At 71.7% G+C, this 15336-nt stretch carries 12 protein-coding genes; 4 read left to right on the top strand and 8 right to left on the bottom strand.

Going from position 1 to position 15336, the window contains the following annotated elements:
• Positions 1 to 50: 50 nt before the first annotated feature.
• Together AC07F0_RS18285 and AC07F0_RS18280 are read right to left on the bottom strand one after the other, a co-directional pair.
• Positions 51 to 1970: a glycogen debranching N-terminal domain-containing protein gene (locus tag AC07F0_RS18285; RefSeq protein ID WP_478980442.1), complete on the bottom strand. Its 1920-nt coding sequence runs from the start codon at positions 1968 to 1970 to the stop codon at positions 51 to 53.
• Between the two features lie 614 nt (positions 1971 to 2584).
• The gene (locus tag AC07F0_RS18280) at positions 2585 to 4357 is read right to left on the bottom strand and encodes a DUF4192 domain-containing protein (RefSeq protein WP_478980012.1); all 1773 of its coding nucleotides are present in this window, start codon (positions 4355 to 4357) and stop codon (positions 2585 to 2587) included.
• Positions 4358 to 4498: 141 nt separating this feature from the next.
• On the opposite strand from AC07F0_RS18280, the gene AC07F0_RS18275 reads away from it, so the two are divergent.
• Positions 4499 to 6664, top strand: coding sequence for a RecQ family ATP-dependent DNA helicase (locus AC07F0_RS18275; protein WP_478980010.1), 2166 nt, complete (start codon positions 4499 to 4501; stop codon positions 6662 to 6664).
• Between the two features lie 360 nt (positions 6665 to 7024).
• Positions 7025 to 7639 (top strand): hypothetical protein, encoded by a 615-nt coding sequence (locus AC07F0_RS18270; protein WP_356923535.1) that lies wholly within the window; start codon positions 7025 to 7027, stop codon positions 7637 to 7639.
• 349 nt (positions 7640 to 7988) lie between these two features.
• Here the strand turns inward: AC07F0_RS18270 and AC07F0_RS18265 are convergent, their stop codons facing one another.
• From AC07F0_RS18265 to AC07F0_RS18255, 3 genes are all read right to left on the bottom strand, one after another.
• Positions 7989 to 8618, bottom strand: coding sequence for a hypothetical protein (locus tag AC07F0_RS18265; RefSeq protein ID WP_478980008.1), 630 nt, complete (start codon positions 8616 to 8618; stop codon positions 7989 to 7991).
• Between the two features lie 68 nt (positions 8619 to 8686).
• Positions 8687 to 9388 carry a ribonuclease HII gene (locus AC07F0_RS18260; RefSeq protein WP_356923537.1) on the bottom strand — a complete coding sequence of 234 codons (702 nt, stop codon included), beginning with the start codon at positions 9386 to 9388 and terminating at the stop codon, positions 8687 to 8689.
• 82 nt (positions 9389 to 9470) lie between these two features.
• Positions 9471 to 10091 carry a TetR/AcrR family transcriptional regulator gene (locus tag AC07F0_RS18255; RefSeq protein ID WP_478980006.1) on the bottom strand — a complete coding sequence of 207 codons (621 nt, stop codon included), beginning with the start codon at positions 10089 to 10091 and terminating at the stop codon, positions 9471 to 9473.
• A 186-nt stretch (positions 10092 to 10277) separates the two neighbouring features.
• Between AC07F0_RS18255 and AC07F0_RS18250 the strand changes: the two genes are divergently transcribed.
• Positions 10278 to 11825, top strand: coding sequence for an MFS transporter (locus AC07F0_RS18250; protein WP_478980004.1), 1548 nt, complete (start codon positions 10278 to 10280; stop codon positions 11823 to 11825).
• Positions 11826 to 12211: 386 nt separating this feature from the next.
• Here the strand turns inward: AC07F0_RS18250 and AC07F0_RS18245 are convergent, their stop codons facing one another.
• The 3 genes from AC07F0_RS18245 to AC07F0_RS18235 all read right to left on the bottom strand — a co-directional run bounded on the left by AC07F0_RS18245 (position 12212) and on the right by AC07F0_RS18235 (position 14547).
• Positions 12212 to 13120, bottom strand: coding sequence for an ADP-ribosylglycohydrolase family protein (locus AC07F0_RS18245; protein ID WP_436730816.1), 909 nt, complete (start codon positions 13118 to 13120; stop codon positions 12212 to 12214).
• Between the two features lie 12 nt (positions 13121 to 13132).
• Positions 13133 to 13792, bottom strand: coding sequence for a histidine phosphatase family protein (locus tag AC07F0_RS18240; RefSeq protein WP_059417402.1), 660 nt, complete (start codon positions 13790 to 13792; stop codon positions 13133 to 13135).
• A gap of 149 nt (positions 13793 to 13941) precedes the next feature.
• Entirely contained in the window at positions 13942 to 14547 is a 606-nt protein-coding gene (locus tag AC07F0_RS18235) for a YdbC family protein (RefSeq protein WP_307177836.1), read from the bottom strand.
• 155 nt (positions 14548 to 14702) lie between these two features.
• Between AC07F0_RS18235 and AC07F0_RS18230 the strand changes: the two genes are divergently transcribed.
• Positions 14703 to 15236 (top strand): TerD family protein, encoded by a 534-nt coding sequence (locus tag AC07F0_RS18230; protein WP_478980002.1) that lies wholly within the window; start codon positions 14703 to 14705, stop codon positions 15234 to 15236.
• Positions 15237 to 15336 lie beyond the last annotated feature (100 nt).

The raw sequence follows: 15336 nt of genomic DNA, 5'->3' as shown, positions 1-15336 counted from the left end.
TGGACTCCACTGTGGGGCGCGGTTGTCCAGCAGTTGAACGTCGTACCAGGTCACACCCCCAGTTGCAGTCCGTCGGCCGCTTCCTCGACCATCGCGAGGCCGAGCCGGCTGACCCGCACGGAGAACCGGGCGCCGGCGATCCGCAGGCCCGTGAAGCCGATCTCGCCCAGAGGCGCACTGCGCATCGGGCACAGGGTGACCGTCCCGGCCGGGGCGTCGGGGCGGATGCCGACGAGCGTGACCAGCAGCAGCACTCCCGCGGCCGCCGACGTGGCCGCGGGGCGGCAGGCCGCCGGGTGCGGGAGGGGGGCGCTGCCCTCCGTGCGCTGTTCCCCCGCGTATATGTCGGGCAGCCGGTGGGCGAAGGTCTCGGCGGCCGCGAGTACGCCGCGCAACAGCGAGGTCGCCTCCTTGTCGTAGCCGGCGGCTGCCAGACCCGCGACGGCGAGTGCGGTCTCCTGGACCCGTACGGCCCCGGCTCGGTGACCGAACGGATTGAACCCCGGTTCCTTGGCGCCCAGTCCGCGCAGGCCCCAGCCCGAGTCCAGGACAGGGCTGCCGAGCAGCCGGGCGAGGTTCTCGGTCTGAACCTTGTCGAGCAGACCCGGTGCCAGGGCGCCCTCGCCCAGCAGGCCGGTGTCGAGAAGGTGGGCGGCGGCCGCGCCCAGGTGAGGCACCGGCCTGCCGTCCGGGGCACGGGCTGCCGCCGGCCGGCCACCCCCGAGGTCGTCGACCCAGAAGTCCCCGCGGAAGGCGGTCCGCAAGGCCTGCGCCCACTGGCGGAGTGCCGGTCCGCCCGTGCGGCCGCAGGCCTCGAGCAGGTCGGCACCGAGGAGCGCTGCACGGTGGGCGTGGGCCTGTGTCTCGCAGCGGACGGGACCGTCGGGATGGGGGTCGCGCAGGTACGTGCCGTCGCCCACGGTGGTGCGCAGCCAGGTCAGGCAGCGCTCGGCAGCCGGCAGCAGTTCCTCCGTCTCCTGCTCGCCGAGGCCCCAGCGGCGGGCCTCGGCGAGCAGTACGGGGAAGAGCAGTGTGGCCTCCGTACCGGTGCACTGGGGCGGAAGGTGCGGGCCCGCGTCCCGTCTCGGGCCGGGGATCATCCCGGACTGTGGTCCCGGGCCGGTGAGTTGGGTACGGGCGAGGATCCGCAGCGTCCCCGCCGCCAGGCCCGTACCGAGCGGCAGGGCCATCCGGGCGGCCACGAGCGCGTCTGCGGGGGCCAGACCGCAGCGCCAGGGTGCCCCGGCCGCGAGGTGCGTATCGGCTGGATTCGCGGGATCACGCAGCAGGAGGGCCTGGAGGTCCTCGATGCTCGTCCTCAGCAGTGCGGGGACTCTCGGGTCGTCGCCTTCCGCTCGTGCGGCGGCGAGGGGGCTGGTCGCCGCGCGGCCCACGGCCCGGAGGGGACCGGCGCCGTCGGGCCGCACCCGCAGCTCCACGCTTCTGCTGCCGCCCGGCGGCAGGTCGAGCTCCCACCGCAGCAGGCCGGCCGAGGCGAGGGCGTCCGAGGGAGGCGGTACGGCCGTGACGGACGCGTTGCCGGTGGCGCAGGACCAGCGCAGGCCGGAGTCGTGGACGCTGGCGGGGAGTTCGGGTCCGGCGCGGCCCGAGGCGATCGCCCCCAGGTCGGCCAGGTCCGTGCCCAGGGACACCTCGACCGGCAGACGCAGCGGACGGGGAGCCGAGTTGTGCAGGGTGATCCGCTCCGTGCCGTCCGCGAGACGGTTGCGCTCCACGACCACGTCCGGGTCCGGGCCTGCTTGCGGCGACGTGCGGAGCGTGCCCACGAACCTGGCGCGGTCGGCCGCGGCCATGCGGGCCTGCACGGCGAGCGGTTCCCGCCCGGCCACGCGGACCTCGCACCGGGAGAGCACCCGCCGGCCGGCGCGGTAGAACCCTTCCAGTCCCCGGCCGGTCATCTGCCCTTCCTGCGTCGAGATGGCCAGACCGGGAAGCGCGACACAGATCATCATGGTGTGGGCGGGCGGCAGGTCGGCGGACCAGCGCAGCCCGGGGATCGTGGCGCCCCGGGGAGGCGCGGCGGGCTGCCCGGTGGGGGACGGGCCCCGGCTCTGGGCCATGGGCGGCGAGGGCGAGCCGTACCCCGACGCGGAACCGGAGCGGCGGTTCTGGCCCGGCTCCTGGGGCTTCGAGCGGCCCCGGCCCGGTATCGAGGGCGGGCATGCGTCCGGGTCGGTGGGCAGCGAGGCGGGTGAGGCGCCTCCGGGGAACCTGGGCCCGAATCCGTCGACGCGTGCCTCCGGCCGGGGAGGGGCGTTCTGGGCCCCCGGCCGTGGAGCGCCCGCGTCGGGCAGGCCGGGGCCCGACCCACGAGGTGCTGGCGGCCCTCCCGGGGCCTGGTGGTCGCCGGCGGCGGAGGGCGGAGTCGGCTGATGCATGGAGAGGCTTCCTCTGCGCTCTGTGCGCCTCGATCGAGTTCGGCGCCGGTGCCGGAGGGTTCCGGCGGGGCAGGGGCGCGGCGTCACGGCCCGTCCGGGCGTTCCGCCACTCAGGTGAACGGCGTGAACCTCCTGCGGGTCACGCCCGTGTCCCCGCCCCGCGCGCGTCGCGGCCGCCACGAGACTCACTCCTCCCCTTCCGTGCCCTGGCCGGGCTGGACGCCCTCCTGGCCGGTGTCCCCGCACGGCATGGCCGTCTTTCCCGGCGTACGCGCACGCGTGCCGCTCGTGCGTCCACTGCCGGACCGCGCCGTGCCCGCGGCACCTCGCCCGCTACGCGTGCCGGCCTCTGCGGCACCGGCAGGGCGCGTAGGGCCGGGCGGAGTATGCCGACGGGGAGCCCGGGCCTTGGGGACGCGGTCTCCCTTGGGGGCATCACCCGGGGCGGTGCCGGCAGCACGGGTGGAACGGGTGGAACGGGTGCGGCGTCGACGACGTGAGGGCACCGCTGCGGACGCGGCTGCGGGCTCCGGGGCGAACGGGGCTGCGGGCTCCGGCTCGAAATCGGACGCGTCTGCCTGGCCCGCGGCGACCTCGTCGGTGGCGGACCGGGCATCCAAGCCGCCGACATGAGCATCCAAGCCGCCGCCCCGAGTCCCCATGCCGCCGACCCGAGCCGCCGAGCCGGCGGCTTCCGAGCGCCCACGGCCGTCGCGCTCCGCTCGCAGGCAGCTGCGGATGGATTCCGGGTCGAGTCCTTCGTTGCAGGCCTGGTGCAGGAGACGGGCGAAGAGATAGTCGGGGTCCGCGCCCAGGGCCATGGCGAGGGCTTCCCGGGCCTCCAGTTCGTCACCCGTGGACCAGGCGACCCATCCGGCGAGAGTGAGCGGCGCCGCGGCGTGCTCGCCGTAGGGGCCGACGCAGCGGCGGGCCAGCGACCGCCAGAGGCGCAGGGCGAGTCCGGCCTCGTCGCCCTCCATCCACTCGGCCGCGCGGTCACGGGTCGCGCGGTCCTGGAGGCCGAGGATCAGCCGGGCCGCCTCGTCGTGTGTGAGAAGTTCGTCGTCGCGGAGATCCGCCAGGAGCATGCCGGAGACGGGCTGTGCCCCGGCGAAGCGGTCCAGGACCCGCCCTGCCAGTCGCAGTGTCTCGTCGGTGACGTCGGCGCGGCCGGCCTCGTCCAGGATCCTCGGGACCAGTGCCCGGCTGGCGGTGTCCAGGGCGCTCTCCTGCTCGAGAGCGGCCGCGTTCTCCCAGGGGAGCAGCCGGGCCCGCAGCTCCCGCAGTGTGCCGCGCACCTGGATACCCGCGTAGGTGGCAGCGGCCGCCAGCACCGATGTGCCGGGCAGCCCCATGGGGGCACCCTCGGGCGGGCAGCACACCGCGTTGTCACAGCAGAAGGACCAGTAGCGGCCGTCGGAGATGCACAGCGCCTCGACCACCGTCACGTCCAGGGAACCGCACTCCACACGCAGCTTGTGCGCCAGCGGCCTCAGCCGCTCCATGACCTGTCGGCCGGACTCGCCCTTCTCCGGTTCCTGGCAGAGGAAGGCGACCATCGACTCGGGGCGGGCCCCTCGGCGCTCGCTGCCCGTCACCAGTCCGTGGGCCAGCTGCCGGGCCGCTGACGGCCAGTCGTCCGGGTTCGCGGGGATGCCGAGGCGGGCCCGGCCCCCGAACCGGCCGCGTCCGTCCCTGTCGTGCAGGGCGACCAGGACGATGCTGTCCTCCGGGCGGTACCCGAGCAGATACGGCAGGGCGTCGGCCAGTTCGGCCGGGGTGCGCAGGGTGACCTGGTGTTCGCCGCCGTGGCCGTCGAATGCGGGACCGGGGACGTGCGGCCCGGTCCCCTCGCCAGCCTGCTTCCGCGATCCGCCGTCCTTGTGCTTGTCGTGCGCGTCGGGTCCCGTGATGTCGCCGTTTTCGGAGGATCCAGTCGCTTCGCTGTGGTTCGTCATGCGGAGACGATCTCGCGGAATCCGAAGCTCCGCTTGACCCTGTGGATAAGTCCGATCAGGGACACGTCACAGGAACAGCGAGGTGCCGGATCGACTCGTGCACCGCTCGCGCTGTCAGTGCCGTCCTGTTGTATGGAACGCATGGAGCACACGAGCAACGCGGATCTCCGGGCGGCAGCCGACACGGTCCTCGCCCGTCTCGTCGGGGACATCTCGGGAACGGCCCGGCTGCGTGAGGACCAGTGGCGGGCGATCGAGGCACTGGTCGCCGACAGACGCCGCGCCCTGGTCGTCCAGCGCACGGGCTGGGGCAAGTCCGCGGTCTACTTCGTGGCGACCTCGCTGCTACGGTCGCAGGGCAGCGGTCCGACCGTGATCGTGTCCCCGCTGCTCGCGCTCATGCGGAACCAGGTCGAGGCGGCGGCCCGGGCCGGCATCCACGCCCGGACCATCAACTCCTCCAACACCGAGGAGTGGGAAGCCGTTCAGGACGAGATCGCCGCGGGTGAGGTCGACGTCCTGCTGGTGAGTCCTGAGCGGCTCAACAACCCGGACTTCCGGGACCAGGTGCTGCCCCGCCTCGCGGCCGCCACCGGGCTGCTGGTGGTGGACGAGGCGCACTGCATTTCCGACTGGGGCCACGACTTCCGGCCGGACTACCGCCGGCTGCGCACCATGCTCGCCGACCTCCCGCCCGGTGTGCCGGTGCTCGCCACCACCGCGACCGCCAACGCGCGTGTGACGGCCGACGTCGCGGAACAGCTCGGCACGGGCGGCAGCTCGGACGCCCTCGTACTGCGGGGCCCGCTGGACCGGGACAGCCTGAGTCTGAGCGTGCTCCGGCTGTCGGACGCCGCGCACCGGATGGCCTGGCTCGCCGAACACCTCGACGAACTGCCGGGTTCCGGGATCATCTACACACTCACCGTGGCCGCCGCCGAGGAGGTCACCGCCTTCCTCCGGCAGCGGGGGCACACGGTCACGTCGTACACGGGCAAGACGGAGAACGCCGACCGGCAGCAGGCCGAGGAGGATCTGCTCGCGAACAAGGTGAAGGCGCTGGTCGCCACGTCAGCACTCGGCATGGGCTTCGACAAGCCCGACCTGGGCTTCGTGGTGCACCTCGGTTCGCCCTCCTCCCCCATCGCCTACTACCAGCAGGTGGGCCGTGCGGGACGGGGCGTGGAGCACGCCGAGGTGCTCCTGCTCCCCGGGAAGGAGGACGAGGCGATCTGGGAGTACTTCGCGTCGCTCGCCTTCCCCTCGGAGGAGCTGGTGCGCCGCACGCTCGGCATCCTCGCTCAGGCGGACAGGCCCCTGTCGCTGCCCGCCCTGGAGCCCCTGGTGGAGCTGCGCCGCTCCCGCCTGGAATCGATGCTCAAGGTCCTCGACGTGGACGGAGCGGTCAAGCGGGTCAAGGGAGGCTGGATCGCGACCGGGCAGCCCTGGAGGTACGACGCCGAGCGGTACGCGTGGGTGGCGCGGCAGCGCAAGGCCGAGCAGGAGGCGATGCGTGAGTACGCGTCGACGGCCAACTGCCGGATGGAGTTCTTGCAGCGCCAGCTGGACGATGAGGCCGCCAAGCCCTGCGGTCGCTGCGACAACTGCGCGGGCCCGCGCTTCACTGCGGACATGTCCGAGGAGGCGCTCGACGCGGCGCGTGTGGACCTGGGGCGTGCGGGCGTCGAGGTGGAGCCCCGCCGGATGTGGCCGACCGGGCTGCCGGCGATCGGAGTGGACCTCAAGGGACGAATCCCGGCCGGCGAACAGGCCGCGCCCGGACGTGCGTTGGGGCGTCTGTCGGACATCGGCTGGGGCAACCGGCTGCGGCCCATGCTCGCGCCCCAGGCACCCGACGGACCCGTGCCGGACGACGTGGCGAAGGCCGTGGTGGGCGTGCTGGCCGACTGGGCCAAGGGACCCGGCGGCTGGGCCCCGGGCGTGCCGGACCCGCAGCCCCGCCCGGTGGGAGTCGTCACCATCGCCTCGCGCACACGGCCCCAGCTGATCCACTCCCTGGGAGCGTGCATCGCGGAGGTCGGCCGGCTGCCCCTGCTGGGCACCGTCGCATACAGGGGCGACGTGTACCCGGGGCCCCGGAGCAACAGCGCCCAGCGGCTGAAGGCGCTCGACGGAGCACTGACCGTGCCGCCCGCCCTCGCCTCCGCCCTCGCCGAGGCCCAGGGCCCGGTCCTCCTCGTGGACGACTACACGGAGACCGGCTGGACCCTCGCGGTCGGGGCCCGCATGCTCAGGCGCTCCGGTGCTCAGGGGGTGTTGCCGCTGGTGCTGGCCGTCCAGGGCTGACAGCACGTCGAGAGGCGCGGCCGCCACATCCGGGCCAGGCACCGGCCTGCCCACCGGGCCCACTCCCACCTGCCCGGTCGCGCACGCCTCTGGACGCCGCGCACGCCAGTGACGTACGAACGTGTCGTGCTCGAACGCCCCATGGGTGGCCCGGCGACGCACAGGGTGAGGATATTAGCCGCGCATCATCGGATAACGGTCGACTGCGCCAATTGCTCGTTGCCGCATTCAAGTTCGACAGGAAGAATTGAGGTCCGCTCCCGCACGGTACGACCGCCGATCCGGTAGGGCTTCGCTGCGGTGCGCGCTCCCCGATTCCGACCCCGCCCGCAGTGTGGGCGCGTAGCCGAAGGGAGGACCGTGACCTTCGGATTCGCTCCGGCCTCGGCAGCGGCATCGACGTCCGCCGCTTCCGCCAACCGCTTGCTCGAACCCGCGGAATGGGCCGCCGCAGGGATCCCGCTTCTCCGTAACCCCCGTGAAGTCGTCAGCGGACTGCACGCCCGGCACCACCCGCAGCCGGCGACCGCCGTCATCGCCGTGCTCGATCCGGACGAGCGGCTGCGGGCGAGCGCCTCCTTCGTCCGCCGGACGGCCGCGGCCGACGGCTGGATGTTCCGCAACGTGCTGCTGGCGCAGCTGCGCCGGATCATCCCGCACGATCTGCGACGCCGCACACCGGTGCGCACCGCCGTACTGCTCTACTGCCGTGAGGGCGACGCGCGTTGGACCGAGGAGGACGGCGCGTGGATGTGGGGGCTGCGCGACGCCTGCACGCTGCATGGGCTGCGCTGCGGGGCGTACATCACGCTGACCCGCGACGGCTGGCAGGTGCTCGGCGAGGGCCGCGGTGGACGCCGCCCGCATTCCGCGTCGGCACCGGAGCCGTTCGACACGTCGGAGGCACCGCCGCCGCTGCCGCGCACCGGTGGCGCCGCCTCCGAGGTGCTGCGCCGCGCTGCGGCGGCACGCTGAGGTCTCTGGACAGACCGTTCGTGGGACAGACCTCCCTGGCACAAGCTGCCCCTGCGATGGCCCCCTGGGACAGCCCCCTGCGACAGGCCGCCCTTGGACAGACCCTTCCGCACAGGGAGGGGTCCGCAGGGGCTGAGGAGCCGCGCCGTCCCTTCCTACGGCAGACCACGGTTTTGTGACCGGCAGTCCGGAACGAACATCCCCGAACAGCACTGGGGCCACCCCGGCCGGACCGTGCGCAGCCACGGCGCCCAGCCCTCCGGGCATGCCCCACCACCCGCCGTGCGGAGCCGCCGGAGCGGCGCCTGAGGTCAGCCCCCGGCGCCCGACCGGACGCCACGGCGCCGACTCAGACGCTGGTGCCCAGCACCGAGTTGATCCGCTGCGGATCACCGCAGACGATCAGCAGGGCGGTGGCCCGGGAGTGGGCCAGGGACAGGGCGCTCACGGCTGCGGCCTCGGCACCGCCGTTGACGGCGACCACGACCACCGGACGAGACGCGGCACGGCCGGCGACGGTGGCGTCCGTGTAGAAGACGTCGTCACCGGCGTCGTGCTGGGCCCAGTAGGAGGTCTCGCCGAACGACAGCTCGTGGGCGGCCCACGGGTGCTGTTCGCCGGTCGTGATCACCAGGACGTCGCCGGGGGCACGACCGGAGTCCAAGAGCAGGTCCACGGCCTCCTCGGCGGCATCGAGCGCGCCTTCGGCGGAAGCCGGGATCAGCTGGATCTGCGGGGCGGCCGGAGCGGCGGCATCGGCTGCCGGACTCGGCGGGCCAGGCTTGGCGGCCGCGTCGCGCGGCGTGCGCTGCACCGGCGGCGCCGGCCGCAGAGGACCGGGACGGCCGGGGCGCGACGGAGCCGCGGGACGGGGGCCGGGTACGGGGCGAGGGGTCGGCGCGGTGCGGCCGCTGGCCGGAGTGGCGCGGGGACCCTGGGCACTCTCGTGAATCTGAGGCTCCTCGGGAATGAGAGGCATGGGTTGATATTTATCAAACGTTGGTACGGCCCGCGTCGGCGGGTGGCGCATGAGTGCGAACGGAACCGTCAGAAATCGAAGCCCAACTGACCCTCGATTTCCGGAACACTTCCGTCCGTCCAGCTGCGGACCTTCTTGAGGTGCCGCCACTGGGGCAGCGCATCAAGATACGCCCACGACAACCGGTGGTGGGGGGTGGGGCCCCGCTCCGCCAGTGCGGCCTTGTGCACGGGTGAGGGATACCCGGCGTTGTCCGCAAAACCGAAGTCTGCATGGTCGATACCCAGTTCGGCCATCATTTTGTCGCGCTGAACCTTGGCGATCACCGAGGCCGCCGCGACAGCCACGCACGACTGGTCGCCCTTGATCACCGTACGGACTCGCCAGGGCGCACCGAGATAGTCGTGCTTCCCGTCGAGGATGACCGCGTCGGGCCGCACCGGCAGGGCGTCCAGGGCACGTCCTGCGGCGAGCCGCAGCGCGGCCGTCATCCCCAGGTGGTCTATCTCCTCAGGAGAGGCGTGCCCCAGGGCGTACGACGTCACCCACTTCCGCAGTTCCTCGGCGAGTTCGGTGCGGCGCTTGATGGTGAGCAGCTTCGAGTCGGTAAGACCCTCGGGCGGCCGACGCAGTCCGGTGATCGCCGCGCAGACGGTGACTGGACCGGCCCACGCGCCGCGCCCCACCTCGTCGACACCTGCAACGATCTTCGCTCCGGTCGTGGCTCGAAGGGAGCGCTCGACGGTGTGAGTAGGCGGTTCGTACGGCATGGCGACCCTAGGTTACGCCGCCCGGAACCGCCCGCGACACCCCGGTCGGCCTCAGCGGTGCGACGGCCACCGCCGGCCCCGGTCAGGCGCCGCTCGATCGCAGCAGCGGAACCATCAACTGGTCGATCATCTCCTCGATTTCCTGGTCCCGCCATTCACAGCCGCACATCTTGGAGCGGTACATCATCATCGCCGGGATGGCGTCGAAGACGAATCCGTTCGCAGCGTCGGAACGCACCTCGCCTCGCCTGATTCCGCGCTCGATGACTTCCCGAAGCATCTTGATGGTGGGCTCCACGACCCCGTCGAAGATCACAGCATGGAAGCGCTCGGCCTGCGTCGTGTCACATTCGTGAATCACCGAGCGAAGCGCGAAGCCCGGGCGGGAGAACATCGCGTCGCGAGCTCTCCGGCAGAGCGCCAAGAGGTCCTCGCGCACGCTCCCCTCGTCCGGCACCGCGTCGAAGTGCGGCAGTCCGGCACGCAGGGCGTCGGCAACGAGGTCTTCCTTGGAGGGCCAGCGACGGTAGACGGCGGCCTTCCCGGTCTGGGCACCGGCGGCGACGCCTTCCATCGTCAGGCCGTTCCAGCCGACGGTGCTGAGTTGATCCAGCGCGGCGTCGAGGATCGCGCGTTCGAGCACGGCGCCGCGGCGGCGAGGGGCCGTCTGAGCGGGGGCTTCCGCCCAGCTCGGGGTAACCATCGAACTCTCTCCAACGAGCAGTGAAGCGGGGATTCCGGGATGGGGGGACGTGCCGGGCGGCGGCAAAGGGGGACGTGCCGCACGACGACGCCACAAGTGAACGCTTGCGTTCACTGTCGGGGACTCACTACCTTTGACGCGGCAGTGAACGCGAGCGTTCACTAACGCACTCGTGGGGGACCCATAGTGACAACCTCTCCATTGCTCAAGGACCAGAAGCCAGGTGCGGCACGCCGGGAGGGACACCCCGGCATCGCGCTCACCGTCATCGCGGCCTGCCAACTCATGGTGGTACTCGACGCGACGATTGTGAACATCGCGCTCCCGCACATTCAAGACGCACTCAAGTTCAGCACCACCGACCTCACCTGGGTCGTCAGCTCCTACACACTCACCTTCGGCGGTCTGCTGCTCCTCGGCGGCCGCGCCGGTGACATCCTCGGGCGCCGCAGGGTGTTCATGACCGGCATCCTGCTGTTCACCTTCGCCTCGCTGCTCGGCGGGCTCGCCCAGGAGCCGTGGCAGTTGCTGGCCGCGCGGGTCCTCCAGGGCGCGGGAGGCGCGATCGCGTCGCCCACCTCGCTTGCGCTCATCACCACCACGTTCCCCGAGGGCCCGGAGCGCAACCGGGCCTTCGGCGTCTTCGCCGCGGTGTCCGCGGGCGGTGGTGCCATCGGCCTGCTCGCGGGCGGCATGCTCACCGAGTGGCTCGACTGGCGCTGGGTGCTCTTCGTGAACGTGCCGATCGGCGTGCTGATCGCCGTGCTCACTCCGCTCTACATCAGCGAGTCCGAACGGCACACCGGACGCTTCGACATAGCGGGCGCGGTGACCTCGACCGCGGGCATGGCGTCGCTCGTCTACGGCTTCATCCGGGCGGCGGACGAGGGCTGGCGGGACAGCCTCACCATCGGATCCTTCGCCGCCGCGGTGGTCCTGCTGCTGGCCTTCGGGATCATCGAGTCCCGGGCCAAGGAGCCGATCACCCCGCTGCGGATGTTCACCGACCGGAACCGCTCGGGAACGTACGTGATCATGCTGAGCCTCGCGGCCGCGATGTTCGGCATGTTCTTCTACATCGTGCTGTTCGTGCAGAACGTGCTCGGCTACAGCCCGATCGAGGCGGGGCTCGCCTTCCTGCCCGTGACCGTCGTGATCGCACTCGGCGCGGGTCTGTCGCAGCGGTTCCTGCCGGCGCTGGGCCCGAAGCCGTTCATGGTCCTGGGCTCGACGCTCGCGGCGATCGGACTGGCGTGGCAGGCGCTCATCAGCTCCGACAGCTCGTACGTCGGCGGGGTTCTCGGCCCGATGCTGGTGTTCGGCTTCGGCATGGGCCTGAACTTCGTGACGCTGACGCTCACCGCCGTCTCCGGCGTGGCCCAGCACGAGGCCGGTGCCGCGTCCGGGCTGCTCAACACCACGCAGCAGGTGGGCGGATCGCTGGGGCTGTCCATCCTGACGACCGTGTTCGGCACGGCGACCAGGGACGAGGCGGAGAAGCTGCTTCCGCAGTTCATGGCCGAGGGCTCTCCCGAGCAGAAGGCGGAGTTCGCCACGACGCATCAGCTGCCCGCGCCATGGGGGCACGAAGTGCTGGCCCAGGGCATCTCCGCCGCCTTCGTCCCGGCCGCGGCCATGGCCGTCCTCGCCCTGGCCACCGCCTGGCTGGTGATACGGGTCCGCAAGAGCGACCTGGAGGCTCTCTCCGGCTCGGCCAGGCCGGGGCTGAGCTGACGCGAAGGCACTGCGAGACGGCTTCGGCGGCTCGCCGACGGGTCCGAAAGGGGCCTGCCGGCGGCTGCCGGGCCGGTCCGTGACCGGCCGCGCATGTCCCAGGCGGCGTGCGCAAACGTCCCACCAGTGGATCAGAACAGCCAGCAGCACCTCCATGATCACCCCCTTCTCGTCCTGTGTCGCACCTCCAGCGTGCGCCGCCTCATGGATCGCACCGCTGATGTCACGACAACGAGCGGATGGTCACGGAGAGTTCCCGATGCGCACAGAGAGTCCCCGGCGTGCAGGGGAGCCCCCGATGCGCACCGGAGAGTTCTGATGCGCAGGCAGAATTCTGATGACCACCGGTTCTGATGGCCGGACCAATGCAGAAGGGGTTCGAACCGCTAGACCGGAGCAGGTACCCAGTCCGGCAGCGGCTCCGTCCGCGCCACCCACTCGGCGGGCGGCGCCCCCGCCTTGCCCGAGGCGATCACGCCGCCCACGATGGCACACGTGGTGTCGACGTCCCCGCCGACCTGCGCGGTCGTCCAGAAAGCCTGCTGGTAGTCACCGAGACTTCGCGCGGCCGACCAGAGGGCGAAGGGCACCGTGTCGTGGGCTGTCGTCCGCCGGCCGCACCCCAGTACGGCCGCGACCGTGGCCGGGTCGGCGTAGTCGAGCATGTCCCGGGCCCGGCGCAGTCCCGCGCCCACCGCGCTCTTCTTCGGCACCAGGTCGATGACCCCGTCGAGGAGGGCCTCGGCCCCGGGCGGCCCGCCGGGAGCGGCGGCGAACGCGGCGGCCGCGGAGACGGCCATGGCGCCGACGACGGCCTCGCGATGCTGATGGGTGGTGTAGGCCGAGATCTCCGCCTGGTGGGTCGCCTGCTCCGGGTCGTCCGCGTACCAGGCGCCCAGCGGGGCGATCCGCATCGCGGCGCCGTTGCCCCATGATCCCTGTCCGTTGAAGAGCGCGGCGGCGAGTTCACGCCAGTCGCCGCCCTCCCGGACGAGCCGCAGCAGGCGGTTGACCGCGGGTCCGTACCCACGGTCGAAATCATGGTGCTCGGCGAAGGAGCGGGCCAGGGCGTCCTGGTCGATGCGGTGGTGAGCGACCAGGACGGCGACGACGGAGCCGGCCATCTCCGTGTCGTCTGTCCACTGCCACGGCCCAGTCGGAAGCTCGCGGCGCTTCAGCAGCGGGTAGTTCACCGGCACGAAGTACTGGGAGCCCAGGGCGTCCCCGACGGACAGTCCGCGCAGGCTGGCCAAGGCGCGGTCCAGGCGCCCGTCGGTGGAGGAATCAGCGGTCATCGCCCTGCCACTCTATCCAGTGATCCCGTAGGGCTCGGGATCTCGCCAGCGGTCGAACGGCCGGTCAAGCGTGTACTTGCCGTCGTCTCCCAGAACGAGCATGCGCACCTCGCCGTTCCCCGGGTTCGACAGCGACTCGAATTCGGCGACCGTCCAGTGGAACCACCGCATGCAGAACAACCGCATGGCCAGACCGTGGGTGACGATCAGGACGTTCGGCGGATGGTCCGGGTCCTCGAAACTGCGGAACAGGCTCTCCAGGAAGCCGCCGACCCGGTCGTAGACATCGGCGCCGGACTCGCCCTGGGCGAAACGGTAGAAGAAGTGGCCGTACGCGTCACGATAGGTCTTCTGGAGGCGCACCTCGTCACGGTCCTGCCAGTTGCCCCAGTCCTGCTCGCGCAGCCGGGGTTCCTCGCGCACCCGTATGAGCCCGGGGTCGAGGCGGAAGGCGCGCAGTGTCTCGTGCGTGCGGCGGTACGGGGAGACGTACACGCTGACGCGCTCGCCGCCGAACAACTCGCGCAACTGCTCGCCCGTCGCCTCCGCCTGCCGCCGGCCCCGCTCGGTCAGCGCCAGGGCGTGGTCGGGTTCACGCTCGTACACGGAGTCATCAACATTGCCCGTTGACTCGCCGTGCCGGACAAGGACGATGCGCCGTGGTCGTGCCATGCCAAAACCCTAGATCGGGTGGGGCCACATCGAGCACTCGTACCGCGCCCATACAGCGTAGGTCACACACATCCTGCACCACAGATCACACCGGTCGCACGCCAGTCCGGCCGGAATCAATCAGTCCGGGCCCCCGGCCCGCTCGGAGATCAGACGGTCCAGCTCGGCTCCATGTCCACGACGTCCCCGGTGAGTGCCGCCACGTCCGCCTCCGTCTGGGCCCGCAGGGCGAGCCGCTCGACGCGTTCCGTGCGGTACTTGCCGTGCTCGGCGGCCGACCGCCACATCGACAGCACCATGAACTCGTTTCCGGGTGCCTCGCCGAACAGCCCGCGGACCATACCGGGCGAGCCGGCCATCGCCGGGTTCCAGACCTTCTCCTGCATCAGCACGAAATGCTCGACCCGCTCCTCGTGGACACGGCACAGCGCCACGCGCAGCAGGTCGGCGTCCGTGAAGCGCGGTTCGAACCCGGTCTTCACATCGAAGCGGTAGTCGAAGAGTCTGACCTGGGCGTCCTTGAACGTGCCGGACTGGGCCGACGCGAGCCGGTCGTGGGACCGCGCCATGAAGGAGTCGTAGAAGGCGCGGCTCTCCCAGAACGCGAAGATGTGCGCCACGTCCGGCCGCCCCCGGCTCCAGCCACCCCCCTGTCCCCGAAACCCCGGCTCCCCCAGAAGCCCCGCCCACTTCCGCTGCCCCCGCTCGAAACCGCGGCGGTCCACCACGGTGCAGCGAATCCACTTGACCAGCACCGCGCCATGGTAAGGCCACGGAGCGTGGCGTCGGTCACTCTCGGCTGGACCGCTCTCGGGTGCGCGCACCCGCACGCGTGGCAGGATGGACAAACACTCATGACTGCCCGGCAGTTGAGGCGAGCGGGCGGGTCGGTACGGGGAAGGGGACGCTGGTGGACGGGCTGAACAAGGGGCTGCGCAAGGTCGAGATCGCGGTGCGGTGGGATCCCAGTCCGGCGGGGCAGCCGTCCACCGACCTGGACCTCATCGCGGCGACCTACCCGGCGGACGGTCCGTACGGCGATCCCGCCTATGTCGTGCACTTCGACAGCCGCTCCCCCGACGGCACCATCTATCTCAACCGGGACAGCAAGGACGGCCAGGGCTTCGGCTACGACGAGGTCATGACGCTGGAACTCGACCGGCTCGACGTCCGCTACGCGCGCGTGGTGGTGGGTGTCGTCATCCAGCAGCGCCCGGCGGAGCGCACGTTCGTCAGTGTGGTGAACCCCGGATTGCGTATCCGCGAGGGGTACACGGTCCTGGCCGAGGACGACTTCGGAGGTGTCCTGGGAGCCACGGCGGCGACGGTCGCGGAGTTCGTCCGGGACGGTTCCGGTCCCTGGGACTTCCGCCCCGGCCTCCGTGGTTTCGAGGGTGACCCCGTGGACTTCGCCAGGACGATGGGTGCCGCACACCGCCCGTGAGTTCTCCCCATCTGCCGGCACAGGACGGTGTCCTCGCCGGATCTGGCACCGCCTGGGCCCCTGGCACGAGGTCACGCACGGTTTGAACCCGCGACCAGTA

This window comes from Streptomyces sp. NPDC045955 (assembly GCF_056430805.1).
The sequence above is the reverse complement of the archived record's forward strand: the minus strand, read 5'-3'. Positions and strand labels throughout refer to the sequence as shown.